Here is a 26,551-nt window from a genome sequence, read left to right on the forward strand (position 1 = left end):
GATGATCGCACAAGCATGCCCTCCTGGATTGAGCAATCTGCTCGATGATGCGGCTCCCCGACCTAGCGAGGTTGAGCACTGTGACAGGCGAGGAGCCCCTCGACGCCGTCGACGCGAGGCTGCTGCTCGCTCTGGCCGAGGAGCCCCGGGCGCCGGTCCTGGCCCTGGCCCAGCGGCTCGGGCTCTCCCGGAACACCGTCCAGGCGCGGCTCGCGAAGCTGGACCGCCGCGGCGCGCTGCGGTCGTTCGAGCGGCGGATCGATCCGGCCGCGCTGGGCTATCCGCTGTCGGCGGTCATCACGACCCGGGTGACGCAGAACCGGCTGGAGGAGGTCGCCGAGGTGCTCGGCCGGATCCCGGAGGTCGTCGAGGTCGAGGGCTTGAGCGGAGAGGCGGACCTGCTGGTCCGGGTCGTCGCGGAGGACGCCGACGACCTTTACCGGATCGCGGGCCGGGTGCTGGCCAGTCCCGGGGTGGAGCGGACGAGTACCGCCCTGATCATGAGCAAACTCGTCGACTACCGGCTGTCGCCGCTGCTCCAGCGGTCGGGGGAGGGCACCGGGAACGACGGGCGCGGCGGAACCGCGACGACAGGCCGTACGTGAGCGCGACGACAGGCCGTACGTGAGCGCGACGACAGGCCGTACGTGAGAGCGGCCTGGCGCCCGGTGTGAGGGTCGGGCGCGCGGCCGGCCGTGTGGCGTTCGTCAGGTCTCGTACGCGTCGGGGATACGCAGTGCGGGGCCGCCGACGTGCAGACCCAGCGGGACCGCGCGTCCCTTCGGCTCCTCCCAGGCCTCCTGGCGGCCGAGCGCCGTGAGGTCCAGGTAGTTGTTGCTGTTGTGGAACTCCTCGATGCCCCGGCCGAACGTGGAGTAGGTGTGGAAGACCTCATCGCCCACGCGGAGGAAGGCGCTGATGCCCGGGTAGTCGCCGCGCATGCTCGCGTCCCACGGGGTTCCGGTGCCGGCGAGTTCCTCGGCCGTGCGGTAGTTGAGCAGCACCGGCGCGACGCGGTCGTCGAGGGTGGCGTGGAAGTCCTGGTTGAAGGTGCTGCCCGCCGAGGAGTACCACGGGAACGTCCAGCCCATCCGGTCGCGGAACGCGGCGATCTTCTCGTACGGCGCGCGGGACACCGCGGCCAGCGTGGTGTTCCGGACCCGGAGTTGGCGCAGCCGGGCGGGGATCTGGTCGGCCGCGGAGGAACAGCTCGTGCACCCGTCGTCACGGGGGTGTTCCGTGCCGTCGGCATCGATGTCGTAGGTCCACATGAAGTGGTGCACGACGAGCTGGGGCCGCCCCTCGAACAGGTCGGTAAGGCCGACCGTCCCGTCAGGACCCTCGAACGCGTACGCCGTGTCGACGCGGACCATCGGCAGCCGCCGCCGGTGGGCGTTGACCCGGTCACGCGCGCGGGTGAGCTCCTTCTCCTCGGCCAGCAGCTCCTTGCGGGCGGCCAGCCACTCCTCGCGCGACACCACCTCGGGAAGGTCTCCGGTCGTCGTCATCACGGCTCTCCCCACTGCGTCTCGGAGACGGTCTCGCTCACCATGGTTCTCCTTCCCGGGGCCGCTCGCCATCGGCCGGGGGATGAGGGGCCGCCACCCGAGGCGGGCGGCGCATTCCGGGCGGTGCTTCCGCATCCGCCGGCCGCCCGCTCACACCTCCCGGCCGAACTCCTCGTGAATCCTGGGAAGGAAGGCCGCGAGATGCGCCATCTCCTGGGCGCAGTGCACGAGCAGGTCGGCGGCGTCCTGGGCGGTTCTCGCGGCCATCCGCCCGACGAAGGAGGGCAGAGGGCGGTTCAGCGCTCCGATACGGGTACGGGGCGCCGCGTACCGCCCGCCGATCCAGAAGCGCGAGCGCATCTCGGAACCGCCGGCGGTCCGGCGCACATGGTGCAGCAGATGACCGGCGTCGAGCGGGTGGCCGGAGAGCCCGATGCGCGCGCAGATCGCCGTGGCCCGCGCAGGGTCGGCCAGGAGCGATTCCCCGAGCCCGAGCCGGGCCGGTGGCACGAAGGAGATGGCGGCCCGGGTGAGCGTGGACCCGATGTACTCGTCGACGAACGAGGTGCGGCCGATGTAGGACCGCGGGCCGCTGTGCGTCCCGTCGTCCGCCCACTGGGCGAAGACATGGGCACGCGGGTGCCAGAGCTTGTACTTGCGTGTGTCGTCGCCGTGCCAGGAGAACCACCAGTCCCACATCGCGGGGGTGACCTCGGGCATCGGGGTGTGCACGGCGACGCACATGGAGCCGTCGGTGCCGAGTGCGTAGCCCGTCTCGACCGGCTCCTGGTCGCCGACGAGCAGGGAACCGGCCTCCTCCAGCGGGGTGAAGAGCGGTGCGGGCTGCGGCCCGGTGTGCAGTGCCTCGACCACATGCGGCGCGAGGGGGGCCATCTCCGCGTCGAAGTAGGAGCCGAACGGGGAGCCGGCGTCGCCGAACCGGTAGCCGAGATACGGGGTGCTCGTGCGCGACGGGCGCCGTCGCGCGCTCATACCCGGCCCATCCAGGAGTGGAAGCGGCCGTCGGGGTCGTAGGCGGCCCGCGCCCGGTCCAGGCGCTCCATGGCGGCGTCGGTGGCGAACCGGGCCGGCCGTCGGCCGAGATTCTCGTCGGCGAGCTGGATTCCGGTCGCGTACGGGGCCATGGCCTCCATGTTCGACCGGGCCCAGTCGCCGTACGCTGCGTCCTCGGCCGCGTCGGACCAGACGGTGTAGAGCGCGATGTAGACCTGGTCCTCCATCGAGTACGCCATGTCCTGACGGGCCGGTGAGGGGCCCCAGTTGAGCCAGAGGCAGTGCGACGGCGCAGGGGGCAGACTCTCGGCGATGCGCCGCAGGCCGGGAAGGAGATCGTCGAACGGGGCCGACGTCCACATGTTGTCGGTCGCGTACCGCCGGTCCTCCGGATACGCCTGCATCACCGCCGCGTACCAGTCGGGCAGTTGAGCCGGTGCGAACGGCACCGCCATCAGCGCCCGGTCGCGGACCGGGCAGGTCTCCAGGACGGCCAGGGCCTCCTGCGCCTCGGACTCGGAGTCCGCGAACACCGGTGAGGCGATCACGATCGCGGGGCGGTCGACGCCGAGCTCCTCGAACCCGCGGGACATGAGGATCTGCATCTCGACGCGGCGGTCGACGTCCGGGCCGATGGCGTGCGCCCAGCGGTAGACCTCCTCCAAGAGCTCCAGGGGATAGACGTAGAGGCTGAAGCCGCAGACGGCGGGCTTCGCGTGGACGCGCACATGGAAGCGGGTGACCACGCCGAAGAAGCCGGGGCCCGCGCCGCGCGCGGACCAGTACAGGTCGGCGTTGTCGTCGGGGCCGGCGTGGACGAGGTCGCCGTCGGCCGTGACGACGTCGAGGCCGATCACGCTCTCGCAGGCCGGGCCGAGCACGCGGCTGTTCCAGCCGTAGCCGCCCTGCAGCAGATAGCCGCCGACGGCGACGCCCCTGCAGTGCCCGGCAGGGAAGAACAGATCGTGCACCGCGAGGTCCTCGCACATCTCGTGGCCCTTCTTGCCGGGGCCCACGGTCGCGGTCATCGCCTCCCGGTCCACCTCGACGTCGTCGAGCCGCGAGACGTCGATGAGCATGCCGCCGTCGCGCACATGGTTGGCGGCCCAGCTGTGGCCGCCGGAGCGGACCCCGACGCGCAGGCCGTGGGCCTTGGCGTAGCGGACGGCCGCCTGGACGTCGCTCACCGACGCCGCCTGCACGATCAGGTCCGGGAACCGGTCCGGGATCCGGGCGTTCCAGACAGTGGCGCGGCGCGCCTGCTCATAACCCGCCGCGTCCCGCTCGAATACCGCGCCCGTGAGTTTCATCCGACTCGCCGTCCCTCGATCTGTCATCTGATCTGCATTGTGGATCCTGAGATCTGCTATGTGGACTATACTCGGACCATGTCTTCATCACCAGAGGCCGGAAGGTCGGGCATCCAGGTCATCCGCAGGGCGGCGGCCGTCCTCGCCGCGGTCGGCGCGCGCAACGGCGCCCTGCGTCTCGCCGAACTCGACGACGTGGTCGGGCTCGCCAAGACCACGACGCACCGCATCGTCAACGCCCTCGCCGAGGAGCGAATGCTGCGGATCGACGCCGACGGGCGCATCTGGCTGGGCAGCGCGCTGAGCGCTCTCGCGGGCGCCGCGGCCACCGGGCTCGTCGACGAACTCCGGCCCACGATCAAGGAGTTGCAGCAGGAGGTGGACGAAACCGTGGATCTGTCGGTGCTGGAGGGCAATGCGGCCCGCTTCGTGGACCAGGTGCAGAGCACCCAGCCGCTCCGGGCCGTGTCGGCCGTGGGGACGGCTTTCCCCCTGCACTGCACGGCCAACGGCAAGGCGTTCCTGGCGGCCATGCCGGACGAGGCCGCCGAGCGGCTGCTGCCCTCCCGGTTGGAGGGGCTCACGCCGGCCACGATCACGTCCAAGGAGCGCCTGCTCGCGGAGTTGGTGACGGTGCGCGAAGAGGGCCTGGCGTTCGACCGCGAGGAGCACACCACCGGTATCGCCGCCATCGGCGCGGTGGTGACCCGTGACGGCGTGCCGGTCGCGGCCATCTCGATGCCGGTTCCGGCGGAGCGCTTCGCCGAGCGCGAGACCCACCTCGCCGAGCGGCTTCGAGCGGCGTGCGAGGCCGCCTCGACCTGAGCGGTCCGTGTGTACGCGTACGAGGTGCTGCGGGGCTGTCCAGGCGTACGAGGTGGAGCGGGGGTTTGCACGCGTACGAAGGTGGAGCGGGGCCGTGCGCGCGTACGAAGGTGGAGCGGGGCCGTGTGCGCGTACGAAGGTGGAGCGCGGCTGCGGGCATGGCGCGGGCGCCCGCCGAGCCCGCCGCTCCGGGCGGGTGTCTGCGAACGGCCGTCCTGGGCGGGTGCGTGCGGAACGTCGTCCTCCCGCCACGCCCCGGAGCTGAGTAGGAACACCCGTTCCATCGGTCGTGGACCCGGTGCTTGACTCCGCGCCGTGACCGCGAACAGAACCGGAGCCGGAGGGGGCTCGCAACGGCTCAGCCACCGCGAGATGCGCCTGGTCTCGGGCACCGCGCTGGCGCTGCTGCCTGCCGTGTTCTTCGTGGCGCTGCTCTTCGTCGTGGACCAGACGCTCGACGGGACCGGGCACGGTGTGTCGGCGCTCGGCACGACGGGCGGGTGGCTCCTCGGTCTTTCCGGCGTGGTCGGTCTCGCCGCGCTGATGCTGCCCACGCGCGGAGTGGGACACGCTGGACGCTCGGCGCTGCTCTCCGGCCAGATGGTCCTGATGTTCGTCGGGCTGGTCCTCTTCATCGCCACCGCGTAGTCCCGGCGTCCTTGCCCGCCTTGCCGTGCGCGGACGTCGTGCGCGCCCCAGTCCGAACAACTCCATGTTCATTTCGAACATCCTGTGTTAGAAATACGTCCATGGGTGTCGCCAACCGTTTGGACCTGACCCTGCGGCTGGTGCAGGGCTCCGACCGGGTCTCCGTGTCGGAGCTCTCCCGGCGCCTCGGGGTCTCGGAGATGACCGTGCGCCGGGACCTCGACGCACTCGAACGTCAGGGCCTGCTCCGCCGCGTGCACGGCGGCGCGGTCGCCACGCGCTCCCGCGAGGAGGGAGCCGGGTTCGCCGCGCGCGAGCCCTGGCAGTCCGCGACGAAGGACCGGCTCGGCGCGGCCCTCGCCGCGCAGGTGGAGCCGGGATCGCGCGTGCTGCTGGACGCTGGGACCACCACCGTCCACGTCGCGGATCACCTCGCCGCCCGTGCGCCCCTGACCATCGCAGTGCTCAGCATCCAGGCCGCCGTACGCCTCGCCGACCGGCCGGGGATCGAACTCCTCGTCGTCGGCGGCCGTTCACGTCCCGGCGAGCGATCCCTCGTCGGCCCCCTCGCCCTGCGCACGCTGGAAGCCCTCGTCTTCGACTGCTTCGTGATGTCCATCGGCGGTGTGCACGCGGAACACGGCTGGTCGGAGTTCTCCCTGGACGACGCCGCCGTCAAGCAGGCCGGACTCGCCCAGGCCGCGCGCACGATCGCGGTCGCGGACGCCACCAAGCTCGGTGTCCGCGCGTTCCGTCAGGTGGCGCCGCTCGGCGCGGTCGACGCCTTCGTCACCGACACCGCCGCCGAGGACGCCGGAACCCATCCGGGCGGTCCCCAGACACTCCAGGCCCTACGAGAGGCGGGCGTCGACACCCACCTTGCCTGAGCCTTTCCTTCGAGCCGCAGCCGGGACCGGCGCCTCCCGTCCGGCCTGAACCGCCCCTGGCCGCAACTCCGTCGGCCCGCCCCATCCCCACGAGGAGTCACCCATGAGTGCACCGCCACCGTCGCAGATGATTCTCGTCGCCGGCCCGTACCGCTCGGGCACGGGCGACGACCCCGCCGCACTCGGCGCCAACGTACGGGCCATGAACGAGGCAGCCCTCGCGCTCTTCCGCGACGGTCATCTCCCCGTCACCGGCGAGGCCCTTGCGCTGCCCCTGCTGGAGACAGCGGGAAGCACCGGTCCCGGAGACCGGCTCTTCGACGAGATCTTCCACCCCATCGCCGAGCAACTGCTCGCGCGCTGCGACGCCGTCCTGCGGATCGGAGGGCCCTCCGACGGCGCGGACCGGATGGTCGTCCTCGCGCGCGCCGCGGGCAAGCGCGTCTACACGGATCTCGTGGACGTCCCCGCTGTCCGATGACCGCCGGCATCGACACCCCTGACCGCCGCGGACGTACGGGCCTGGACCGGCACGGACGCGATCTGACCGGCAACCCGCGGGTGCGGATCACCGATGTGGAGGTGCTGTCCTGCGACTGGTACGTCCTGCGCAGGACCACCTTCGACTACCGTCACGGCGAGGGCCGTTGGAGCCGTGAGCAACGCGAGACCTACGACCGGGGCGACGGTGCCACGATCCTGCTCCACGACACCGACCGCCGGACCGTCCTGCTCACCCGCCAGTTCCGCCTGCCCGCGTACGTCAACGGCCACCCGGACGGGATGCTCGTCGAGGCCGCGGCCGGACTGCTCGACGGTGACGGCCCCGAGGAGGCCATCCGCCGGGAGGCGGCCGAGGAGACGGGGCACACGGTCGGTGCGGCCGAGCACGTCTTCGACGTCTACATGAGTCCCGGCTCGGTCACCGAACGCCTTCACTTCTTCGCCGCCCCCTACGATCCGTCGGCCGCCACGGGGGAGGGCGGCGGGGTCGCATCCGAGGGCGAGGACATCACCGTCGTGGAACTGCCCTTCGACGAGGCGCTGGCGATGGTGCGCCGCGGGGACATCGCGGACGCCAAGACGATCATGCTGCTCCAATGGGCGGCGCTGGACGGCCCGTTCAGCCCGGACGCCGACCCCGTAGGCGGTGCCGACCCCGTCCGCGGTGTCCCTCGCAGTACGGAGGACGCGGGCGAGGTCGAGGGCGAGGGCGAGGTCGAGGACGAGGGCGCCGCGCCCGGGGCGTGACGAGATCCGGCTTTCCGGGGGTCCGTGTCCCGCGAGGGCTACGGTTCGGGGGACCGCCGCCGCAACCCCGTCCCCGGACCGGGCCTCTACCAGAGCGGCCACGTACGTACGCGCCGGCGTGCTCGCCCACCCGGGGCACGTACGACCGACGCACTCCGACCCGAGAAGGACCCTCGCCATGACACCCGACGACCACTTCGACCGCGTCGCCGACGACCTCGCCCAGCGTGGCGCGGTCGCCGGCGCGATGTTCGGCAAGCGCGCGCTCAAAGCTGAGGGAAAGGCGTTCGCCTGCCTCAAGGGCGACCTGCTCGCCGTCAAACTCGGCGACGGCACACCCGCCCACCGTGCCACGCTCGACCTGACAGGAGCCGAACTCTTCGACCCCTCGGGCAAAGGCCGCCCCTTCAAGGACTGGGTCGCCGTGCCCGTCACCCACGCCGAACGCTGGCAGGACCTCGCCGAAACCGCCCTCGACGCCGTCGCCTCGAGGAGCTGACCGGGTACGGGGGATGCCGTTCACGGGTGAGGCGCGGGGCGAGAGCCGCGACATTTCACAGAAGATTCACGGCGTGAGAGCGCGGCGGAATTCGTCACAGCCGTGTCACAGGAGGGGGCCGCACGCGGGGTCGGCGGAACGAGGATCCCGCTCAGCGCATTCCTTATCGCGACATGGAACGGACACGGTGGCGGAGCGACGTGTCCGCGTCCTGAGTAAGACGTGCTCATCGACCATCGCCCGCACGGCCCGTTACCTTCATCGGGCAATTCACGGTCCGTTCAAGGGGATTCTGCTCACCATGCGTCTGCGAAACCGCAAACTCACGTGTGCGCTTGTCGTGTCGGCGGTCCTGACCCTGTCGCTTTCCGCATGTGGGCCCGATGAGGCGGACGGCTCCGGCGGCAAGCCGGACGGTGCCGCGTCCGCCTCCCAGGACCATGGCTCCTCGGGGCAAGGAGGAGCTGACGGTTCGTCCGGCAGGGGCGGACAGGGGAAGTCCGTGGCGCTGCCCCTGCCGAAGGGGGCCGAGGTGAGCCGCGCCGTGACCGAGGGCGCGACCCTCGAACTCGGCTTCTCACCCGGCGACGGGTCGGCACGGGACGCGCTCACCGCGTACGACCGACAGCTCGCGAAAGGCGGATACGAGCGTCACGACGGCACATGGACCCGCGGAAAGCAGACCCTGGACACGGCCGCCGAAGGCGACGCCCTCCAGGTGACGCTCACCTACCCCGGCCAGGCGCCCCCGCTCCCCGAGGCGCCCCTGCTGGAGGTCGGCAGCCGTGCGGACGACACCCTGAGGCTCACGTACGGCGTGGACCGGAACTCCTCCGACTCCGTGTCGATGGCCAAGTCCTACTACGCCGACCTGATCGGTCAGGGGTGGGAGGTGCCCACGGACGGCGGAATGTCGGCGACCAAGGGCACGTCGACGATCGAGTTCGACAGTACGGACCCCGAACGGGCCGCGCTGACGATCGACGTCCCGGCCTCCTCCGCCCGCTAGGAATCGGCGCATCGCCGTGTCACCGCACCGGCACCAGCATCTCGACCACCGAGCGGGGCCGCTGTCTCTCAGGGTTCGGCGCCCCGCCACATCCATGGGCGGGCGGTCCCCTCGGGCCGCGCGCCGCATGACGCTCGCATCCACCCCGGCCGCGCGGGCGCACGCAGGAACCGCGGGGACCGCAACGGCGGTCACCCGTCCTCGTGCGGGCGCACACCGGGGTACACGACCGACTTGGGGCAGACGTGCCTGAACTTGTACTGCATGCCAACGGACGCACCTGGAACCTGGACGCGTCCCGGAGCTACACCGTCGGGCGCGACCTCGACGCCGACATCTCCTGCGTCGACCGCAGGGTCTCCCGGCAACACGTCACGATCCGGTACGACGGCGGGACGTGGGTCATCGAGGATCTCGGCAGCGCGAACGGCACGTTCGCCGAGGGACGCCGGATACAGCGGGTCGAGGTCGGCCACGGTTCGATCATCCGGCTGGGGAACGTCTCCACCGGCACACGACTGGACTTCACCGAGCAGGTGTCGGCGGACAGCGGCGACCAGGCGCGGGCCGCCGCCCAGGCCCGCGCGGCGGCCCACCTCGCCGATGGCCCCCCGGAGCCCCGGCAGGCAGCGGCGTCCCGGCAACCCGCAGCATCCCGGGGAGCCGCGGCCTCCCAACGTCCCGCGGATCCCGGTCCGTCGGCCCCGCGTCCCGCGGATCCCGGTCCGTCGGCCCTGCGTCCCGCGGATCCCGGCACGTCGGCCGCGCGGCCCGCGGATCCCGGACGGCAGCAGCCCCGGACCGCCCCTGCTCCCGCGACCGGACCCGCAACGCCCTCGCCCGCAGCACGGCGCCCCGCGGAGCCGTCCGCCCCGGCAGCGTCCGCGGGCGGATCGGCGGCCGGACGCGCAACGCCTCACGCAGCCGGACCTGCAACGCCTCCCGCGGCCGGACGCGCAACGTCTCCCGCGGCCGCACCCGTAACGCCTCCAGCCGCCGCACCGGCCTCCGCTCCGCGAACGCGTCCGGAGCCGCACGCCCAGCACGCCGAGTACCACCACGCCGCGCCCCACCACGCCGCGCCCCACCACACCGCGCGGCCCGCGGCCCAGGCCCCCGCCGCCACCGGGTTCGCGTCCCACGGCCCTGGAGCGCCCGGATCCGCAGCTCCCGGCCCGCGTGCCGGAGGCCCCGGTGCTCCCGCCGGTCATGACGACGACCGGGACGCCGCCCGGCCTCGCGGTGCCGCCGCGGCCCTCTCCATCGACCACAGCCCTTCGGGCGTCCACAAGCTCGTCGTCGGGCGGCGGTTGTGCATCGGCCGTGGGGCGGACAACGAACTCGTGGTGGAGGGCCCGTACGTCTCCCGCCGCCACGCGGAGTTCCGGCCCACGCCCGACGGCCGCTTCGAGATCGTCGACCTCGGCAGCCACAACGGCACCTACGTCAACGGGCAGCCGGTGCACCGCCGGATCATCGGCCCGAACGACATCGTCGGCGTCGGCCACTCCACGTTCCGGCTGGTCGGGGACCGGCTGGAGGAGTTCGTCGACACCGGTGAGGTCTCCTTCGCCGCCCGGAACCTGACGGTGACCGTCGGCCGGGGGAAGACCATCCTCGACGACGTCTCCTTCGGCGTCCCGGAGAAGTCGCTCGTCGCGGTGGTCGGACCGTCCGGTTCCGGGAAGTCCACCCTCTTGCGCGCCCTCACCGGCTACCGCCCCGCCGACCGCGGCCAGGTCCTCTACGACCACCGCGATCTCTACACGCAGTTCGCCGAGTTGCGCCGCCGTATCGGTCTGGTCCCGCAGGACGACATCCTGCACAAGGAACTGACCGTCGACACCGCCCTCAAGTACGCCGCGAAGCTCCGCTTCCCCGGCGACACCAAGACCGCCGAGCGCAAGGCCAGGATCGACGAGGTGCTCCAGGAGCTGCGGCTCGACGCGCACCGCGACAAGAAGGTCGCCTCGCTCTCCGGCGGTCAGCGCAAGCGCGTGTCCGTCGCCCTCGAACTCCTCACCAAGCCGTCGCTGATCTTCCTGGACGAGCCCACCTCCGGCCTGGACCCGGGCATGGACCGCGACGTCATGCAGCTGCTGCGGGGTCTCGCCGACGACGGCCGCACCGTGCTGGTCGTCACCCACTCCGTCGCCGAACTCTCCCTGTGCGACCGGCTGTTGGTGATGGCGCCGGGCGGCTCCGTCGCGTACTTCGGTCCGCCGGACGAGGCGCTGGACTTCTTCGGCCACAACAGCTGGGCCGATGTCTTCTCCGCCTTCGAGAACCACCGTGACGACGACTGGGGCGGACGCTGGCGGACCTCCCGGGAGTACGAGTTCTGCGCCGCGGAGATCGACTCGGCCGCCCCGCCGCAGGCCCCGGGCAGCAGCCCGGTGCAGCCGGGGTCACGTGCCCGGCCCCCCAAACCGCAGCGCTGGATCGGCCAGTTGTGGACCCTGGTCCGCCGCTACGTCTCGGTCATCGCCTCCGACAAGGGCTTCATGGCGTTGATGCTCATGCTGCCCGCCGTGCTGGGCGGGGTGAGCTGTCTGGTCCCGGCCAAGTACGGACTCGTCCCGCCACCCCCGGACAGCGGGTTCCGCTACAACCAGGAGTCCGGAACGATCCTGCTGGTCCTCGTCGTCGGCATGTGCTTCTCGGGCGCCGCCAACTCCGTACGTGAATTGATCAAAGAACGGGTCATCTACGAGCGGGAGAGAGCCACCGGGCTGTCACGGTCGGCCTATTTGATGTCCAAGGTGATCGTCCTCGGCATGATCACCGCGGTCCAGGGCACCGTCATCTGCGCCATCGGCTTCTCCGTCCGCGAACTTCCGGCCCAGGGCCTCGTCATGCCCACGGCCGTCGAGGTCGGCGTAATGATCAGCGCGCTGGGCTTCACCTCGATGATGGTCGGTCTGGTCATCTCCTCGCTGGTGAAGACCCCCGAGAAGACCATGCCGCTGCTGGTGATGTTCGCCGTCGTGCAGGTCGTCTTCACCGGCGTCCTGTTCAAGCTGTTCGACGCGCCGGGCATCGAGCAGGTCGGCTGGCTGATGCCCGCCCGCTGGGCCGTCGCCGGTGCGGGGACCACGCTCGACCTCTCGCACACCATGCCGCCGTGGGAGATGGACCGGCCGGACTACCTCGACCCGCTGTGGGCCCATACCGTCACCCAGTGGGGCATCGACCTCGGCGTGCTCCTGGGGCTGGGGATGCTCTGCGGATTCGCCGTCGCCCGGCTCCTGCGCCGGCACGAACCGGAGGTCATGCGCGGATAGGCGCGGGCCGACCGTGCCCGCCCACCCCGCTCGAGGGCCCTGGGCGGGGTCGGGCCGCCTTCAGGCCGCGGCGGCCAGTGCCAGCGAGACGGGGATCAGCGCGCACTGGCCGATGAGGAGAGCCTTGCGCGTCGGGCGGTCCATCGTCCGTGCGGGCAGGAGCAGTACGGCGAGGCCGAGCAGCGCGGAGCCGACCTGCACCCAGAAGCTGATGTCATAGAGGACCGTGGGGCCCATGGGGCCGAGAGCTTCATCGATGATCATGAGGACGCTCGCGAAGAACGCGACGGGCAGGAGAGCGAGGGCAATCCCGGAGGCGATGCGCAGGCTGCGCAGGCTGGGTGTGTGCGGGCCGTCCTCGGGGCCCGGGGTATCGGTCGTCATAGCGGGGAGTCAAACACCGCCACCGGCGGACGAGACATCCGTACTCCTACTCACCGCGTACTCATAGGCGGCGCCTCGTACCCAGGATCGCCAGGGAGGCGGACGCCGGCCGGGGGCGGGTGATGAGCCGATCGCGGCATCAACAGCCCGTCCCCGTACGGCAACGCATGCGTGACGGGATGCGTGGGTTCAGTGCAGCGCGGGATGCCGGTGCACGGCCCAGTGCTCGGCGGCGGTGATACCGAGCATCACGCTGTCGTGGTACCGGCCCGCGAAGAACTCGTGCTGGCGCAGGCGGCCCTCCTCGACGAAACCCAGCTTGCTGTAGAGGGCGAGCGAGGCGTCGTTGAACGCGTAGACCTCGACCTCGCACTTGTTGAAGCGCTGCTCCGCGAACATGTAGGTGAGCAGCAGCGTGGTCGCCTCGGCCGCGAACCCCTGCCCGCGCTGGGAGCGGAGGACTTCGATACCGGTCTTGAACCGCCCCGCCCGTTGATCGGACTCACCGACGGTCAGTGCCCCCGCGAACATACAGTCGGCCAGCGATTCGATGACGAGCCGGAACGATGTGCTCTCCGGGGTGCGGACCGCGCATTCCGCCGTCCAGGACCGGTAATTCTCGTCCGAGCGCGGCGGTTCCACCAGATCGGCGCTACGGGCGTCCACGGTGTTCAGCGCCAACTCGCGGAAACCTTCCCAGTCATACCGCTCGACACCGCGCAGGCGTACTTTCTCGCCGATCCACATCTCGCTCATGGCGCCATACCGTTTCAGTCGATATCTCGGGTGTTCCAGGGATCCCGCGCCTGCGCACGCCACTCGGTACGAGAGGGCGGCCTGCCCACCTGGCGGGAATTCTTCTCGGGCGCACACCGGGGGCCCCGGAGCGCCTGGGGCACTCAGTGCACGTCAGCTCTCCCGGTGGATGCTGTAGGCCGCGCCACCCGAGGCGCCGCTGCCCCGGGTGACATGCACCCGCAGATCGGAGCCCGCGGCGGTCAGCCGGACGTACGCGGTACCGGCCTCGACGCTGGAGCAGCGCACGCGTTCTGTGGCCCGGGCCCTGCCCGAGACGGCCGCGATCCGGATGGACCCGGTGCCCACGCAGGCGGCGCGGACCGTGATCCGCTGTCCCCGTCGCACCCCGACCTCCGAGGCGCCGGGACCGTTGCGCAGGCTGCCCGATGTCGTACCGAGGCCGGGGCCCTCGTCCTGGTCCGGGAGGGTGCGCAGGGCGCGGTTGGCGAGCAGGGTGTCGCGGGCGGCGCCGGTGTCCATGGCGAGTCCGTGGGCGATGAACCCCATCGCGCCGCGCGTGCCGTGCCCGGTGATGCCGACGATCACATGCCCGTCGCCGACGGTGAAGAAGTACGGCTGCGACCAGGCCGCGTCGTCCCGCTGGCAGGTCACCTTCGTCGTCTTCGGGCCGTCGCCGGAGTCCACGCTGAGTGTGACCTGGTCACCGCCGGTGCAGGCGACGGCGATCTTCACGGACTGGCCGGGCCGCAAGGTACTGGGGAACGCGGCACGCAGGGGCCCTTCGCGCTTCGTGCCGACCATCGACCCGAGACGGTCCGCATCGGGGAAGACCGCGTCGGGATCGGGATCGGCCAGCACGGATCGGACGAGCTCCGTCTGCCGTCTCTCGACGGGGGTGAGCGTCCCGGCCCTGCCGTTGCCCGCGGATCCGGTGTCCGGCTCGATCCCGGTACTGCTGCATGCCGTCCCGCCCGCCAGCACGCAGCCGGCGGTGGCAGCCGCGAGCACGAGGCTTCGCGCGCGCGACGACGGTACGGGATCCACGAGTTCCGGTATCTCCTTGTTCGGCGTCGACACGAACCGGAGCCTCACGCTGCGCGAACCGTCGCGACCAGCGGAGCGCACAAGAACCGAAAGCCCGCAGCGCGTTGGCGCATGATCGGCCATTCCCACGGAACTTTAGGGAGAGATGCCCGTAGCGTCAGGAGCATCCACTACTCAATTTCGCGTCACACGCTGCACCCGGGGCGAGGCCCCGCTATCCAGCTGCTCGCCTGTGCTCTAATGCCGCGCATGAACAACAGAAGGGACAGGCTCGCCGTCGAGCGATTCCTGATACGCAGTGGATTGCCTCAACTGGTGCCTGGATGGACTGTACGCACTCATGTACTGCCGCGCATGCTACCGGCTTTGATCTTCCTTCCGGTCTTTGTGATGTCGGCCCCCTGGGAGGCGGATACCCTCGCGGAATTCCTGGTCACGATTCTTCCCCCGGTGGGTGTGACCCTGCTCGCATGGGTGTTGCTGGGCAAGTTGAGGCGGCACCAGTGGACTCTGCCCCGATGGGCGGCGTTCATGATCGCGGCGGCGTTTGTCCTCCTCCCGGTGGCGCTGATGGTGACCGTCTATGAGACCTCTCCGCAGTACTTCGTGGACGAGGCCAGGGGCGAGAAGCTCTCCGTGCCCGTCCTTTTTGCCATGATGGCGATCGTATTCACGCTGTTTGCCGCAACGTGGCTGTTCCTCTGCTACGCCGGTGTGCAACTCGGTGTCGTCGCGCTCGCCCGGATCGCCTTCCGGCAGTCCTGGCGCGATCTCGGGAACTCGGGACGCCTGCACGGGCGGGCTCTGCCCACCATGCTCTTCGTGACCTTCCTCGCCTTCTTCGCGGGGGAGATGTGGCAGCTCGGGGCTCACATCACCTGGGGCCGCACTGCGCTTGTCATGTGCCTGTTCGCCCTGGTGACCACGGCCGCCAGCGCGAGCCATCTCCGGGACGAACTCGACGCCATCGACGAGGTGACCCTCACGCGTAAGCAGATGCGGAACGTCCTCACCGTGCTGGCGACGCGTCAGCTCGTCCAGGCCACCGTCGTCGGTGTCGCCGTCTTCGCCTTCTTCACGGTCCTCGGCATGATCGCGGTGGATCCCGCGACCGTGGAGACCTGGGTGGGCGAGGAGCCGAAGCCGTCCCTGATTCCCGGTGCTTCCCAGGCCCTGCTGCGGTGCGCGGCGCTGCTCGCGGGCTTCGGCGCGACGAACTTCGCCGTGAGCACCATGACCGATGACAATGCGCGCAGGGAGTTCTTCCGCCCGATCGTCAGCGATCTGGAGGACATGCTGCGGCGTTACGCCCGGGAGACGCAGGCGACCGAGGAGCCCGAGTCGTCCCCGGCCGCCGCTCCCGCTCCTGCCACGACCCCCGCCTGAACCGTACGACGTCCTACCCGCACAACTCACCGAAAGGCACCGGGTGTCGCCGCCCGGTGCCTTTCTCGGTCCCGACGTCCCCTGCCGGGTCACTGCGCCTGCAGCACCAGGACCGCCAGATCGTCACTGGGCGGAGCGGCGCCGAAGGCGTGCACGGCCCTCCGGATGCGCTCGGCGACCCCGGCCGCCCTCAATCCGGCGCAGGTGCTGAGGACTCTCGCCAGCCCGTCCCCGTCGTCGAACAGATGGCGCCCCGAGCGGCGCTCGGTCACCCCGTCCGTGACGCACAGCAGGGTGTCGCCCCGCTGGAACTCGAAGCTCTGCCGCTGGTACGTCGTGTTGTCCACGACCCCCAGCAGCACCTGTGGTTCGGCCGCGGGCAGCACCTGCCCGTCGGGCTTGAGCAGCAGGGGCAGCGGGTGCCCGGCGCTGGCGAGGGTGCACCGTATGCGGCTGCCGTCCCCGGTGAGCGACAGTTCGCCGAAGAGGAGCGAGAGGAACCGCGACGGCTCGTCGGCCTCGGGCGTGAGGTGGCCCGCGGCGACGACGGCGGCGGCCGCCGCCTCAACGGCCCGCGCCTCGTCGACGAGCATGCTGTTGAGACGATTGAGCACCCGCGCCACGCCGTATCCCTCCTGCGCCAGTGCCTTGAGGAGGGGTCTGACCAGGCCGGTGACGACGGCTGCCTCGGGCCCGCTGCCGCAGACGTCACCGAGGACGAAGCACCACCGCCCGTCACCCGCGCGGAAGAGGTCGTAGAAGTCGCCGCCCGCCCACGCTCCTTCGCCCGCCGGTTCGTACACGACGTGGGTGTCGACGCCGGGCACCGAGGCGAGGCTGGTGGGGAGCAGGCCGCGTTGCAGCACGGTGCTGGTGACGACCTGGCGTGTGTAGTCCTGCGCGCCCACCAGTGCCTTGGCGAAGCGCCGCGCGAAGTCCCCGACCAGGCCCGTCACTTCGTCGGGCATTTTCGCGACACCCTGGCGCCCCAGGACGAGCGTGCCCACCTGCTGCTCGCCGTCCGTCAGGCGACAGGCCAGCGCCGCGCCGCCGGACGCGCCCGTGCCCATGCCGAGGGGCGAGGGGGCGAGCGAAGGCCAGGGCACCGGCGCCGGCCACTGCAGCCCGGCCCGTACGAGGTCGGCGGTGTTCATCTCCAGCGAGGCCCGCAGTTCGCCGATGCGGCTCTCGTTGACGTGCCACACCCGGGCGAGCCGGGGGTGGGTGGTCCCGGCCCCCGAGGGGGTGTCGATCCAGACGGCGCACCAGTCGGCGAGCCGCGGTACGAGCAGCAGCGCGGCGAGCGACGCCAGCTTGTCCTCGTCGAACTGGCCGGCGAGCAGGTCCGACGCCTCGGCGAGGAAGGACCAGCGTTCCACGGTCGTACGAGGCGGCACCGGCTCGTGGCCGGTGTACTGCCGCGGCACGAAGACGGCTGTGGGCAGCTCGGGATGCGGGGTGCTGACCTCCGGTTGCGGGAGGGGCGGGATCTCCAGGTCGTCGCCCGCGGGGACGGGCAGCCGGAACCACACCGTCTTGACCTCCCGCCCGTAGGTGACGCCCCAGTCCTCGGCGACGGTTCCCACGATGCGCAGGCCCCGGCCGTGTTCGCCGGGCGCGTGCTGATGGTCGGCCGTCGTCCAGTTGGGGTCGCGGTCGCAGACCTCGACCACCAGGGCCACCGGGGACTTGAGGGAGTGAAGGTCCTCCTCCGCCCCCTCCAGGTGCAGGCGCAGCTCGACCATCGTCCCGGCGTGAACGACGGCGTTGGTGACCAGTTCACTGACCAGGAGCACCGCGTCGTCGGTGACCTGGCCCAGGAGAGGGGTGTTCGCGCGGGAGAGTCCGGCCCAGTCCGTGAGCGAGGAGCGGACGAACTTGCGGGCGGTGGACGGCGCGAGGGGGCTGCCGGGCAGGATGGTCAGCTTGCGTGTCGCCTGGTCCGGCCCGCCGTAACGTGACGTGCTCATACGCTACTTCCTCCCGGGGCCATGGGGGACGGCGGCCTGCGGGCCGGCCTCGGTACCTGCGACTGCCCCGGTGCCTGCGATGTCTGCGGTGCGTGCTGTGTCTGCAGTGGAGCGCGACGGTGCCCGCGGGTGGGGTGCGTTCCCCAGCAGGTCTCCGTGCGCGGTGCTGCCGACTTCGGCTTCTGCGGTCCCGGTCCCGGTCCCGGTTCCAGAGGTTCCGGTTCCAGGGGTTCCGGTGCGCGGCGTGCTGGTGCGCGTTCTTCCGGTGAACTCCTCTCCGTATGGCTGCCGACCGGTCTCGCCCTCACCGTGGAGAGGGCGAGTGGTTCCTACTGTGGCCAGTGGTGGGCCGTCCCGTCGAGACCTCGGCGGGTGCGGAATATTCACGACGATATTCGGCACCGGATGCCAGGGCGGTGGGCACGGGCGATGCCACCGCCCTTCGCGCGGAGCGCACAGCGCCGACGGGCCGGATGCTCGGGCTCGTTGAGCCCGGGGGCCGGTCGTCGTGGATATCCGAGCGGTGGGGGAAATGATCGTCGGTCCTTCGTAAGCAGTGGATTTCGAGAATGTGGTGCGGTCTGGATTCTGTCCATTTCTTCAGCAGATCCATCCGGTCGTGAATTTGTGTCATGAACCTCCATCGCGCGGCCTCGAGTTCGTTATCCGGCGCGTCCCACATTGGGATTTCCGCGGTGCGCTTTATATCCGCCATCTGGCCCGACATCGGTCCTCCCGGTCCGGCCCGAGAGGTGAGGGGACCGGGGCGTGCACGCCTGCCCGGCCACGCCTCCGCGCAGGTGGGAGAGGTCCGTGCACGGAGAGCCAGCGGGCGCGTACGCGGGACGCGGCGAGCGCGGCGAGGAGCGCGGCAGGGGAGTGCGGTGTCGCGGAGTACCGGCCGAGGGCGGTGGCATTCCACGATCCGGACTCCGCCACGTGGCGGAATGCTGTGACGAATGGGGCCCACGGGGTCGCTCGCTGAGCAACGGGGGATCGGTGAGGACGGTGCACGGGCCCGTCCGTACGGTCGCGCCGACGGTGATCTGGGCGGGCAGAAGGCTCGTCCCGGTCAGGGCAGGGAGAGCCGGTGCTCCGCCTCGAGGTGCGCGACGGCCTGCCGCGGGAGCACCAGGACACCGTCGAGGAGTTCGCGTGCCTTCGCGTACGCGGCCCGGCGCTCGTGTTCCCCGCCGCCCCCGTCGACGGCCCGCTCCAGCAGCGCGCGGGCCTTGGAGACGGCCGCGCTCTCCTTCGGCGACAGATGGCCCGTACCCGTACGGCGGGCGTGCTCGTCGGCGGCTCGCCACGCCAGCTTCAGCGTGCTCACGGCCGCACGGTACGTATCGAGGTCGCCGCCGCGGCGTGCGTCATCGGCCGTGTCCATCGCGCGGAGGAAGTCCGCGGTCCGCGGCACGGTGACGTCGTCGAGGGCGGGGCGGTCGAGCACGGCGAGGGCGTCGATCACGTAACTGCCGTACGCCTCCCTGACCGCGTCGTGCTCGGCCTCGATGGCCCGGCGCCGGCCGGCGCCCGCTCCGGCCCCGGAGTCCGCCCCACCGGCGGTGCCCCTGGTGGAGAGCGGCGGGGGAAGGGCGGAGGGGGCGTACGAGGGCGGCGGCGCGTAGAGCACCTCGCCGCCGGAGGTGTCGGCGAGCGCCTCGTCCGGATGCGGGCGGCGGGTCAGCAGGCGGAGCAGGCGCCGTCCGCGCATGGCCGGAGCGCCCGGCCGGACGGCTTGCCCGAGAGCGAGGGCGATCAGGCTGAGGGGAGCCGTGCCCCACCACAGGCCGGGCAGCCAGGCCGCCCCCGCCGAGAGGCAGGCGCCCGCGCCGACGGTGATCTCGGCGGGCAGACCCAGCGGCTTCCGGTCGTGCAGTTCGCGGATCCGGGCCGTGCGCCGGTCCATCCACGTACGCAGGTGCGCGCGCCGCTCGGCATCGGAGGCGGGGGTGTCGCCGAACTCCACGCTGTAGCCATGGCGTTCGGCCGCGAGGCGTGCGATCTCCTCGTCCGGGGTCTCGATGGGCACTGCCCCACTCCTTGCCGTCGAGCCGTCCGCGTCACCGAAGGCATGCCCGCCGGGTCCGGCCGCGTGCGCGACCTGCCGCGCGCGGCAGGCGCGTTCGGTCCTGCCGAGTATGACCTCCCCAGGGGCCCGGTGGTTGAGCGGGTGGCCGCAGCGGAGAGGAGCCCGCTACGGGCCCGCCGGAACGGGTACGCGGATCACTGCTCGGCCCGGGACGCGACCAACTCCTGCTGCGGTCCGCAGAACGTCCGGCGATAGGTCTGCGGCGTCGTGCCCAGCCGCCGCAGGAACTGGTGCCGGAGTGCTGCCCCGTTGCCGAACCCGGCGCGCGCCGCGATCCCGTCCACCGTCAGCTCCGTGTCCTCCAGCAGGTGCTGTGCGAGGAGCAGCCGCTGCCCCAGCATCCACTGGTACGGCGTCGTCCCGGTCTCCTGCCGGAAGCGGCGCGCGAACGTCCGGGGCGAGAGATGAGCCCGCGCCGCGAGCTGCTCGACGGTGATCTCCTCGTGCAGATGCTCCTCCATCCACTGCAGCGACCGTCCGATGGCGTCGTCGCTGTGCGAGCGCGGCATCGGGTGATCGATGAACTGGGCCTGCCCGCCGTCGCGGTGGGGCGGCACCACCATGCGCCGGGCGATGTGGTTGGCCACCTTGCTGCCGAGCTCCCGCCGTACGAGGTGCAGGCAGGCATCGATCCCCGCCGCTGTCCCCGCCGAGGTGATGACCGGCCCGTCCTCCACGTAGAGGACGCCGGGCTCGAGCAGCGCCGTGGGATACCGCCGGGCCAGGTCGTCGGTGTGGATCCAGTGCGCGGTGCAGCGCCGTCCGTCCAGCAGCCCGGCCGCACCCAGGACGAAGGCGCCCGAGCACACGCTCAGCACCCACGCCCCGCGGTCCACGGCTGCGCGCAGCGCCTCCAGCAGCTCTTCGGGGAAGTCGCGCTCGGTGTAGTTCTCGCCCGCCGGAACGGCGATCAGATCGGCCTCGGCGAGGCGGTCGAGCCCGTGCGGGGTGTCGATGGTGAAGCCCGGCTTGGCCCGTACGGGGGCGGGCTCCGCGGCGACCATCGCGAAGTCGAGGACCGGCAGTCCCTGCTCGCTGCGGTCCATGCCGAAGACCTCGGCGATCACGCCGAGCTCGAAGGCGTTGACCCCGTGGGTGAGTGGCACGGCTACGTTCGTCAGCACCCGCCCATCATGGCAGTAATTCGAGGTATGGCGACAGTCCTGCCACTGCCCTCGTCGTGACGGACCGGCGAAGGTGGCAGACATGGACGACACCGCACTCACCTTCATCATCCGGACGGGCCTGGTCCTCGCCCTGGCGCTCGTCGTCACCCTTCCCGCGCTCCTCGGGGCGCGGCGCGAACGCCGTATCGATGTTCAACTGCGGAACGCCGAGCGGGGGATCAGGACTCCGGTGCCCCCGGCCCGGACCCGGCCGGCGCGGCACAAGCCCGTCCGTCCGGCCGTCACGCCCCTGCGCACCGGCCGCGGCGAGGCGTGCAATGTGGCCGACCCCGCGGCCTGAGCGCGGCCGGTGGGACCGTGGCCGGGGAGACAGGACGTGGCACACCCAGGCACGTCCGGACGGAGTTCCCTAGCCTTGAGCGCATGACCGGCAACGATCTCGGAGACTTCCTGCGGGCCCGCCGCGCGCGCGTCACGCCCGACGAGGCGGGACTGGCCTCGTACGGCCGCCGCCGGGTGGCGGGTCTCCGGCGGGAGGAGGTCGCCGTCCTCGCCGGTATGAACACCGACTACTACGCCCGCCTGGAACAGGGGCGCGAACGCCGTCCGTCCCCGCAGATGCTCGACGCGATCAGCAGGGCGCTGCGGCTCGACGAGGACATGCGCGCCCACCTGTTCCGCCTCGCGGGGGCCGTGCCGGACCAGCGCCCGGGGGCCGTCCCGAGGGAGACGGTGGATCCCGGTCTGCGGCGGCTGCTGGACAGCTGGGCACACACCCCGGCCTTAGTGCTCGACCCCGCCCTGGAGATCCTGACGGCCAACGACCTGGCCACCGCGCTGTTCTCGCGGTTCCGGCGCGCGGACAACCTCGCCCGCATGACGTTCCTCGACCCGGAGGCGCGTGCCTTCTACCCGCGGTGGGACGAGGTGGCGCGCGCGACGGTGGCGGCGCTCCGCGAGTCGACCGGACTCCATCCGGACCACCGGCGCCTGAAGGACCTGGTGGAACAACTCACCGGCGAGAGCGAGGAGTTCGCCGAACTCTGGCGCTCCCACACCGTCCAGGGGAAGTCGCGGGGCGGCAAGGAGTTCCACCACCCCGACGTGGGCCGTCTGTCGCTGGCCTTCCAGTCCTTCGACGTGCGGGGCGCGCCGGGGCGGCAGCTCGTGGTCTATCACGCGGAACCGGGGAGCAGCAGCGCCGAACGGCTCGCCCTGCTGGGCACCCTCGGGGCGACGTGGAGGCAGGGGCGGATCGCGCTGGAGGACCGCTAGATGTACTGATCACGAGCGTCACCGACCGGTACGGATGCCGTACGCGGGACGTGGCACTTCGTACGCGGGCCGTGAACCGGTGCGGGTGCGGGTGCGGGTGCGGGTGCAGCGTGGTGCGGGTGCGGGTGCGGGTGCGGGTGCGGGTGCGGGTGCGGGTGCAGCGTGGTGCGGGTGCGGGTGCGGGTGCGGGTGCGGCGTGGTGCGGGTGCGGCGTGGTGCGGCTCACCGCGCACGGGGTTTCGCCCGCCGGGTGCGGGAAACGCGCAGGTGATGACCATGCAACATCCCGCCGAGCGGTCCCGGGACGGCCGGGGCCGGTTCGAGCGACTGGCCGGGGCGGCGTCCCACCTGACCGCCTCACCCCTGTTCTACGCGTTCTGCCTCGCCCTGGTGGCGCTGTTCATCGCCGTCCATGCCGCCGGCGCCTCGATCGCCACGCAGATCCTGGTCGGGGACATCATGACCGCCGTCACCCTCCTCCTGCTGGCCCTGCTCAAGAACTCCGAACTGCGTGCGGAGCGTGCGGTCCAGCGCAAGCTCGACAGCATCGCCGCCGCGCTCCTTGAGCAGCGCGACGGTACGTCCCACAAGGCGCATGACGACCTCGAGCGGGTCATCCGCATCGAGGAGGAACTCTGAGGCGTACGCTCCCGCCCGCGTGCCACCCGACCTCTCCTCCCGCGGCACCTTCGGCCCGCGCGACCTGACGCGGCGTCCCGCGGCGCTGTGGCCTCTGCGATGATGACCGGCGAAAAGGGCGACGGCGGACGAGGAAGCCGGTGCGAATCCGGCGCGGTCCCGCCACTGTGATCGGCGAGCGGACCCCGAACAGGCCACGACCCGCGTGCGGGTGGGAAGGCCGGGGCGAGCGACGACCCGAGAGCCAGGAGACTCACGCGGTCGCCTCCTCGAAGGAGCTGGGGCGGATCTCCCCAGGAGGAGGTCGGGCCGGGATGCCCATGGAGTCATCGCAGGTCGCGGAGCGGTCGGACGGCGTGGAACGGATGTGGTTCGCCGCGTCGTCGTCGTTCGCGGAGTCGTCGCCCGCCGAACCGTCGCCCGCCGAATCGTCGCCTGGCGCGGAACTCCCGCCGCTCGTACGGCCGTCGGTCACCCCGGCGTCACCGCCGGTCGAGGCCGCCGTGTCCGTCGAAGCGACGGTACCGACCGCCCCGGCGCCGTGCCGGATCGTGGTCTGCCGCGACTGCTGCTGCGGCACCCCCAAGGTCTCCGGGGTCGACCACGCGGAGCAGACGGCCCGCCTCGCCGAGGCCGCGCCCGTACGGGTCTCCGCATGCCTGGACGTCTGCGAGCGGGCCAACGTCGTCGTCGTGCAGCCATCGGCCGCCGCCCGCGCCACCGGTGCCCGGCCCGTCTGGCTCGGCCTGGTCAACGACCCGGCCGCGACCGAGGACATCGTCACCTGGGTCCGGGCCGGAGGCCCCGGTGTCGCGGCACAGCCCGACATCCTGGAGCTGTACACCTTCCCGCCGCCGCGCCGGGCCCCGGCCGCACCCCCGAGCCGCACTCCGGGCGTTCCGCCCGCCGACGTGCCGTGACGTCCTCCGCGGGGGGCGGGCGCACGCGGTTCCCCTGACAGCCCCGCCCGGGGTCACCGTCGGCGCTTCCGTTCGCGCCTCCGTTTCCCGCTTCGGCTCGGGGTCGCCGAGGCGACCGCCGTGGCCTCGGTCCGTGCCGCCGCCCGCATCTGAAGGGCCGTCACCGTTCCGGCGGCCGAGCACGCGAGCCCCGGCCAGGGTCAGGGCGATGATCGGGGCGTACGCGGCGAGCGGGTCACCGGGCGAGGTCGTGCGGAAGAACGGCAGTCCGCTCAGCACCAGCAGATGGTGGCGGCGGAGCCCGGTACGCAACCCCCGGTTCCGCAACTGCTGGACGGCACAGGGCAGTTCGGCGGGACGCAGCGACCAGTCGGGACGCAGCGACCACCAGAACCGGAACAGGTCGGCCCCCTGGGGGCGATCGCCGCGCCCATGAACGTGAAACGGCCCGGCGGTGCCGTGAAGGCGAGCCGCACACCCGCCGGGCAGGCCATCGCCCCGCCGCCGAACATCAGGACACGGAGCGGGCCTTGAGCGATCGAGCCCGGTGGCAGCCACACCATGAGCGCTTGCTGCCGGGCGCTCCGGCACACGGCCCCGGACCGGGTGGCACCCGCGTCAGAGCGCGCTCAGGTCTCCTCGTCCGCTTCCGCCTCCGCGCGCAGGGCAGCAGCCGCGGTCCGGGCGAGACGGTCGAGGTATGTGCGCGGCAACGGCGTACGGACCACCGCCAGCCGCCAGTAGAGCGGGCCGATGACCACGTCCAGGGCGAGCCGGGTGTCGGTGTCCTCCGGCAGTTCGCCGCGCGCGACTGCCTGGCCGACGATCGCCGCACCGATGGTCTCCTGCGCCTTGCTGAGGGCGGACTGGAGCGTCTCGCCGATCTCGGGGTTGCGCGCGGCCTCGGCCAGCAGGTCGGGAACGATCTGCGAGGCCAGCGGGTGGCGCAGGGCCTGCGCCGTCGAGGCGAGCAGGGCGCGGAGATCCCCGCGGAGGCTGCCGGTGTCGGGGGCGGGGGTGTCGTGGATCGCGACGGCGGACACCACCTCGATCACCATCTGCAGCTTGGACGGCCAGCGGCGGTAGACGGCGGTCTTGCCCACCCCGGCCCGCCGCGCGACGGCCTCGATGGACATGCGTCCGTAACCGGTGGTGGCGAGTTCCTGGAACACGGCGGCCCGGATCGCCGCGGTGACGTCCTCCTGCAGTACGGCCGCTCCGGCGGGGGCACGGCGAGGGGTCTGCTTCTCCGCTGGTGGCATGCGCTCACCCTACCGGGGCCGGGACGGAACGGTTGCGTTGCGTCGTCAATCTGCTCTAGCGTGACCGTGACGACGAAACGGTTGCGTTCTGACGTACGGGGAGGCGTGTGCCGGTGGAACCGCGACCACCCCAGGAGCGCGCGAGCGACCCGAGGAGCATCGATGAACGGACCTCCAGCCGCGCTGGCCGCGCGCCACGGGCTGACGGAGTGCGGCACCCGGCCGGGCCTGGCGGAGTACGTCCGGCAGCTGTGGGGGCGGCGCCACTTCGTCCTCGGCTTCTCCCGCGCGCAGCTCCACGCCCAGTACAGCCACGCGAGGCTCGGTCAGTGGTGGCAGGTGGCGACTCCGCTCCTGAACGCGGCCGTCTTCTACCTGATCTTCGGGAAGCTGGTCGGGACGGGGAAAGGGGTGCCGGACTTCGTCCCGTTCCTCGTCACCGGGGTGTTCGTCTTCGCCTTCACGCAGAGTTCGGTCCTCGGCGGCACGCGGTCGATCTCCGGGAACCTGCGGCTGGTGCAGAGCGTGCACTTCCCGCGCGCCTCGCTGCCGATCTCGCTCTGCCTGACCCAGCTCCAGCAGATGCTCTACTCGATGGCGGTCCTGGTCGCGATCGTGCTCGCCTGGGGTGAACGCCCCTGCTGGGCCTGGCTGCTGGCCCTTCCCGCGCTCCTCCTGCAGTACGTGTTCACCACCGGCCTCGCGCTGGTGACGGCGCGACTCGGCAGCCGGGTACCGGACTTGGCGCAGCTCATGCCGTTCGTACTCAGGACCTGGATGTACGGATCCGGGGTCATGTACAGCATCGACCGCCTCACCGCCGGCGGGCGAGCCCCGGGCGCGGTGCGGTGGCTGCTGGAGGTCAATCCGGCCGCGATCCACATCGACCTGATGCGGTTCGCGCTGATCGACAGCTTCCGGGCATCGGGACATCTGCCGTCGCACGTCTGGGCCTGGGCCGTTGGCTGGGCCGTGCTCGTCGGCGTCGGCGGATTCGTGTTCTTCTGGAAGGCGGAGGAGCGGTACGGCCGTGGCTGAACAGAGTGAGACCCGTGAGGGAGCGCCCGGGCGTCAGGCTCCCGAGACCCGGATCCCGACCGTCATCGCGGATGAGCTGCACATCGTCTACCGCGTCAACGGCGGTCCCCGCGGCAGAGGCGCCGCGACCGCCGCGCTCAGCCGCATCCTGGGCCGGAGGAAGGCCGCGGGCCTGCGCGAGGTGCACGCGGTGCGGGGGGTGTCCTTCACGGCGTACCGGGGTGAGGCGATCGGTCTGATCGGTTCGAACGGTTCGGGGAAGTCGACGCTGCTGCGGGCCATCGCGGGGCTGCTGCCGCCGGAGAGCGGGAAGGTCTACACCGGCGGGCAGCCGTCGCTGCTGGGTGTGAACGCGGCGTTGATGAACGATCTGACCGGTGAGCGGAACGTGATCCTGGGCGGGCTGGCGATGGGCATGTC

At 71.7% G+C, this 26,551-nt stretch carries 25 protein-coding genes, 1 pseudogene and 1 riboswitch; of the genes and pseudogenes, 16 read left to right on the top strand and 10 right to left on the bottom strand.

What is annotated here, in order from left to right; translation table 11 throughout:
- The first annotated feature begins 47 nt into the window (after positions 1-47).
- On the top strand, positions 48-605 hold the full coding sequence (locus ABZ822_RS22875) for an Lrp/AsnC family transcriptional regulator (RefSeq protein WP_360857232.1): 558 nt from the start codon (positions 48-50) through the stop codon (positions 603-605).
- Positions 606-707: 102 nt separating this feature from the next.
- Here the strand turns inward: ABZ822_RS22875 and ABZ822_RS22880 are convergent, their stop codons facing one another.
- The 3 genes from ABZ822_RS22880 to ABZ822_RS22890 form a co-directional block, all read right to left on the bottom strand.
- Entirely contained in the window at positions 708-1,508 is an 801-nt protein-coding gene (locus ABZ822_RS22880) for a DUF899 domain-containing protein (protein ID WP_360857133.1), read from the bottom strand.
- 150 nt (positions 1,509-1,658) lie between these two features.
- A complete protein-coding gene (locus ABZ822_RS22885) occupies positions 1,659-2,501 on the bottom strand; it encodes a hypothetical protein (RefSeq protein ID WP_360857136.1) in 843 nt (280 codons plus the stop codon).
- Positions 2,498-3,832: an FAD-binding oxidoreductase gene (locus tag ABZ822_RS22890; RefSeq protein WP_360857139.1), complete on the bottom strand. Its 1,335-nt coding sequence runs from the start codon at positions 3,830-3,832 to the stop codon at positions 2,498-2,500. The genes ABZ822_RS22885 and ABZ822_RS22890 overlap by 4 nt, the downstream gene beginning before the upstream one ends.
- A gap of 78 nt (positions 3,833-3,910) precedes the next feature.
- On the opposite strand from ABZ822_RS22890, the gene ABZ822_RS22895 reads away from it, so the two are divergent.
- From ABZ822_RS22895 to ABZ822_RS22930, 8 genes and pseudogenes are all read left to right on the top strand, one after another.
- Entirely contained in the window at positions 3,911-4,657 is a 747-nt protein-coding gene (locus ABZ822_RS22895; RefSeq protein WP_360857142.1) for an IclR family transcriptional regulator, read from the top strand.
- Positions 4,658-4,972: 315 nt separating this feature from the next.
- Entirely contained in the window at positions 4,973-5,305 is a 333-nt protein-coding gene (locus ABZ822_RS22900) for a hypothetical protein (RefSeq protein WP_360857145.1), read from the top strand.
- Between the two features lie 101 nt (positions 5,306-5,406).
- Complete coding sequence (locus tag ABZ822_RS22905; protein ID WP_360857148.1) at positions 5,407-6,192, top strand: DeoR/GlpR family DNA-binding transcription regulator; 786 nt, start codon at positions 5,407-5,409, stop codon at positions 6,190-6,192.
- A 103-nt stretch (positions 6,193-6,295) separates the two neighbouring features.
- Positions 6,296-6,673, top strand: a complete 378-nt coding sequence (locus tag ABZ822_RS22910; RefSeq protein WP_360857151.1) for a DUF4406 domain-containing protein — start codon at positions 6,296-6,298, stop codon at positions 6,671-6,673.
- A pseudogene (locus ABZ822_RS22915) lies at positions 6,670-7,320 on the top strand (NUDIX domain-containing protein); the annotation flags it as partial. The gene ABZ822_RS22910 and the pseudogene ABZ822_RS22915, both read left to right, overlap by 4 nt.
- Positions 7,321-7,621: 301 nt before the next feature.
- Positions 7,622-7,942: a hypothetical protein gene (locus tag ABZ822_RS22920; protein ID WP_360857153.1), complete on the top strand. Its 321-nt coding sequence runs from the start codon at positions 7,622-7,624 to the stop codon at positions 7,940-7,942.
- A gap of 502 nt (positions 7,943-8,444) precedes the next feature.
- Positions 8,445-8,951 carry a hypothetical protein gene (locus ABZ822_RS22925; protein WP_360857156.1) on the top strand — a complete coding sequence of 169 codons (507 nt, stop codon included), beginning with the start codon at positions 8,445-8,447 and terminating at the stop codon, positions 8,949-8,951.
- Between the two features lie 245 nt (positions 8,952-9,196).
- Positions 9,197-12,235: an FHA domain-containing protein gene (locus ABZ822_RS22930; RefSeq protein WP_360857159.1), complete on the top strand. Its 3,039-nt coding sequence runs from the start codon at positions 9,197-9,199 to the stop codon at positions 12,233-12,235.
- A gap of 60 nt (positions 12,236-12,295) precedes the next feature.
- Here the strand turns inward: ABZ822_RS22930 and ABZ822_RS22935 are convergent, their stop codons facing one another.
- The 3 genes from ABZ822_RS22935 to ABZ822_RS22945 all read right to left on the bottom strand — a co-directional run bounded on the left by ABZ822_RS22935 (position 12,296) and on the right by ABZ822_RS22945 (position 14,455).
- Positions 12,296-12,619 carry a hypothetical protein gene (locus ABZ822_RS22935; RefSeq protein ID WP_360857162.1) on the bottom strand — a complete coding sequence of 108 codons (324 nt, stop codon included), beginning with the start codon at positions 12,617-12,619 and terminating at the stop codon, positions 12,296-12,298.
- Positions 12,620-12,808: 189 nt separating this feature from the next.
- Positions 12,809-13,375 (bottom strand): GNAT family N-acetyltransferase, encoded by a 567-nt coding sequence (locus ABZ822_RS22940; RefSeq protein ID WP_360857165.1) that lies wholly within the window; start codon positions 13,373-13,375, stop codon positions 12,809-12,811.
- 153 nt (positions 13,376-13,528) lie between these two features.
- Positions 13,529-14,455 carry a hypothetical protein gene (locus ABZ822_RS22945; protein WP_360857168.1) on the bottom strand — a complete coding sequence of 309 codons (927 nt, stop codon included), beginning with the start codon at positions 14,453-14,455 and terminating at the stop codon, positions 13,529-13,531.
- 357 nt (positions 14,456-14,812) lie between these two features.
- Between ABZ822_RS22945 and ABZ822_RS22950 the strand changes: the two genes are divergently transcribed.
- Positions 14,813-15,808, top strand: coding sequence for a hypothetical protein (locus ABZ822_RS22950; protein WP_360857171.1), 996 nt, complete (start codon positions 14,813-14,815; stop codon positions 15,806-15,808).
- Positions 15,809-15,897: 89 nt separating this feature from the next.
- Here the strand turns inward: ABZ822_RS22950 and ABZ822_RS22955 are convergent, their stop codons facing one another.
- The 3 genes from ABZ822_RS22955 to ABZ822_RS22965 all read right to left on the bottom strand — a co-directional run bounded on the left by ABZ822_RS22955 (position 15,898) and on the right by ABZ822_RS22965 (position 20,994).
- Positions 15,898-17,778, bottom strand: a complete 1,881-nt coding sequence (locus ABZ822_RS22955; RefSeq protein WP_360857174.1) for an ATP-binding SpoIIE family protein phosphatase — start codon at positions 17,776-17,778, stop codon at positions 15,898-15,900.
- 1,072 nt (positions 17,779-18,850) lie between these two features.
- A complete protein-coding gene (locus tag ABZ822_RS22960) occupies positions 18,851-19,810 on the bottom strand; it encodes a DUF2786 domain-containing protein (protein ID WP_360857177.1) in 960 nt (319 codons plus the stop codon).
- A 194-nt stretch (positions 19,811-20,004) separates the two neighbouring features.
- Positions 20,005-20,994, bottom strand: a complete 990-nt coding sequence (locus ABZ822_RS22965) for a helix-turn-helix domain-containing protein (RefSeq protein WP_360857180.1) — start codon at positions 20,992-20,994, stop codon at positions 20,005-20,007.
- A gap of 82 nt (positions 20,995-21,076) precedes the next feature.
- Here ABZ822_RS22965 and ABZ822_RS22970 point away from each other — a divergent pair, with 82 nt between their 5' ends.
- The 4 genes from ABZ822_RS22970 (at position 21,077) to ABZ822_RS22985 (ending at position 23,831) form a co-directional block, all read left to right on the top strand.
- Positions 21,077-21,337, top strand: coding sequence for a hypothetical protein (locus tag ABZ822_RS22970; RefSeq protein ID WP_360857183.1), 261 nt, complete (start codon positions 21,077-21,079; stop codon positions 21,335-21,337).
- 83 nt (positions 21,338-21,420) lie between these two features.
- Positions 21,421-22,272, top strand: a complete 852-nt coding sequence (locus tag ABZ822_RS22975; protein ID WP_360857186.1) for a helix-turn-helix transcriptional regulator — start codon at positions 21,421-21,423, stop codon at positions 22,270-22,272.
- A 276-nt stretch (positions 22,273-22,548) separates the two neighbouring features.
- On the top strand, positions 22,549-22,911 hold the full coding sequence (locus ABZ822_RS22980) for a hypothetical protein (RefSeq protein ID WP_360857189.1): 363 nt from the start codon (positions 22,549-22,551) through the stop codon (positions 22,909-22,911).
- A 128-nt stretch (positions 22,912-23,039) separates the two neighbouring features.
- Positions 23,040-23,166: riboswitch (cobalamin riboswitch) on the top strand.
- A 248-nt stretch (positions 23,167-23,414) separates the two neighbouring features.
- Entirely contained in the window at positions 23,415-23,831 is a 417-nt protein-coding gene (locus ABZ822_RS22985; RefSeq protein ID WP_360857235.1) for a (2Fe-2S) ferredoxin domain-containing protein, read from the top strand.
- Between the two features lie 629 nt (positions 23,832-24,460).
- Here the strand turns inward: ABZ822_RS22985 and ABZ822_RS22990 are convergent.
- Positions 24,461-25,093, bottom strand: coding sequence for a TetR/AcrR family transcriptional regulator (locus ABZ822_RS22990; RefSeq protein WP_360857192.1), 633 nt, complete (start codon positions 25,091-25,093; stop codon positions 24,461-24,463).
- 162 nt (positions 25,094-25,255) lie between these two features.
- On the opposite strand from ABZ822_RS22990, the gene ABZ822_RS22995 reads away from it, so the two are divergent.
- Together ABZ822_RS22995 and ABZ822_RS23000 are read left to right on the top strand one after the other, a co-directional pair.
- The gene (locus ABZ822_RS22995) at positions 25,256-26,131 is read left to right on the top strand and encodes an ABC transporter permease (protein ID WP_360857195.1); all 876 of its coding nucleotides are present in this window, start codon (positions 25,256-25,258) and stop codon (positions 26,129-26,131) included.
- On the top strand, positions 26,124-26,551 hold a 428-nt coding region (locus ABZ822_RS23000; protein ID WP_360857198.1), incomplete at its 3' end, for an ATP-binding cassette domain-containing protein. The genes ABZ822_RS22995 and ABZ822_RS23000, both read left to right, overlap by 8 nt.

The sequence above is a fragment of the Streptomyces sp. NPDC047108 genome (assembly GCF_040643575.1).
Classification (GTDB): domain Bacteria; phylum Actinomycetota; class Actinomycetes; order Streptomycetales; family Streptomycetaceae; genus Streptomyces.

Bases quoted from the DNA above. Each gene is read 5' to 3' on its own strand.
- ABZ822_RS22905 (WP_360857148.1), top strand. From the start codon at position 5,407: ATGGGTGTCGCCAACCGTTTGGACCTGACCCTGCGGCTGGTGCAGGGC.
- ABZ822_RS22910 (WP_360857151.1), top strand. From the start codon at position 6,296: ATGAGTGCACCGCCACCGTCGCAGATGATTCTCGTCGCCGGCCCGTAC.
- ABZ822_RS22955 (WP_360857174.1), bottom strand. From the start codon at position 17,778: ATGAGCACGTCACGTTACGGCGGGCCGGACCAGGCGACACGCAAGCTG.
- ABZ822_RS22920 (WP_360857153.1), top strand. From the start codon at position 7,622: ATGACACCCGACGACCACTTCGACCGCGTCGCCGACGACCTCGCCCAG.
- ABZ822_RS22885 (WP_360857136.1), bottom strand. From the start codon at position 2,501: ATGAGCGCGCGACGGCGCCCGTCGCGCACGAGCACCCCGTATCTCGGC.
- ABZ822_RS22980 (WP_360857189.1), top strand. From the start codon at position 22,549: ATGCAACATCCCGCCGAGCGGTCCCGGGACGGCCGGGGCCGGTTCGAG.
- ABZ822_RS22950 (WP_360857171.1), top strand. From the start codon at position 14,813: ATGTCGGCCCCCTGGGAGGCGGATACCCTCGCGGAATTCCTGGTCACG.
- ABZ822_RS22970 (WP_360857183.1), top strand. From the start codon at position 21,077: ATGGACGACACCGCACTCACCTTCATCATCCGGACGGGCCTGGTCCTC.
- ABZ822_RS22975 (WP_360857186.1), top strand. From the start codon at position 21,421: ATGACCGGCAACGATCTCGGAGACTTCCTGCGGGCCCGCCGCGCGCGC.
- ABZ822_RS22940 (WP_360857165.1), bottom strand. From the start codon at position 13,375: ATGAGCGAGATGTGGATCGGCGAGAAAGTACGCCTGCGCGGTGTCGAG.
- ABZ822_RS22880 (WP_360857133.1), bottom strand. From the start codon at position 1,508: ATGACGACGACCGGAGACCTTCCCGAGGTGGTGTCGCGCGAGGAGTGG.
- ABZ822_RS22875 (WP_360857232.1), top strand. From the start codon at position 48: ATGCGGCTCCCCGACCTAGCGAGGTTGAGCACTGTGACAGGCGAGGAG.
- ABZ822_RS22935 (WP_360857162.1), bottom strand. From the start codon at position 12,619: ATGACGACCGATACCCCGGGCCCCGAGGACGGCCCGCACACACCCAGC.
- ABZ822_RS22995 (WP_360857195.1), top strand. From the start codon at position 25,256: ATGAACGGACCTCCAGCCGCGCTGGCCGCGCGCCACGGGCTGACGGAG.
- ABZ822_RS22990 (WP_360857192.1), bottom strand. From the start codon at position 25,093: ATGCCACCAGCGGAGAAGCAGACCCCTCGCCGTGCCCCCGCCGGAGCG.
- ABZ822_RS22890 (WP_360857139.1), bottom strand. From the start codon at position 3,832: ATGAAACTCACGGGCGCGGTATTCGAGCGGGACGCGGCGGGTTATGAG.
- ABZ822_RS22895 (WP_360857142.1), top strand. From the start codon at position 3,911: ATGTCTTCATCACCAGAGGCCGGAAGGTCGGGCATCCAGGTCATCCGC.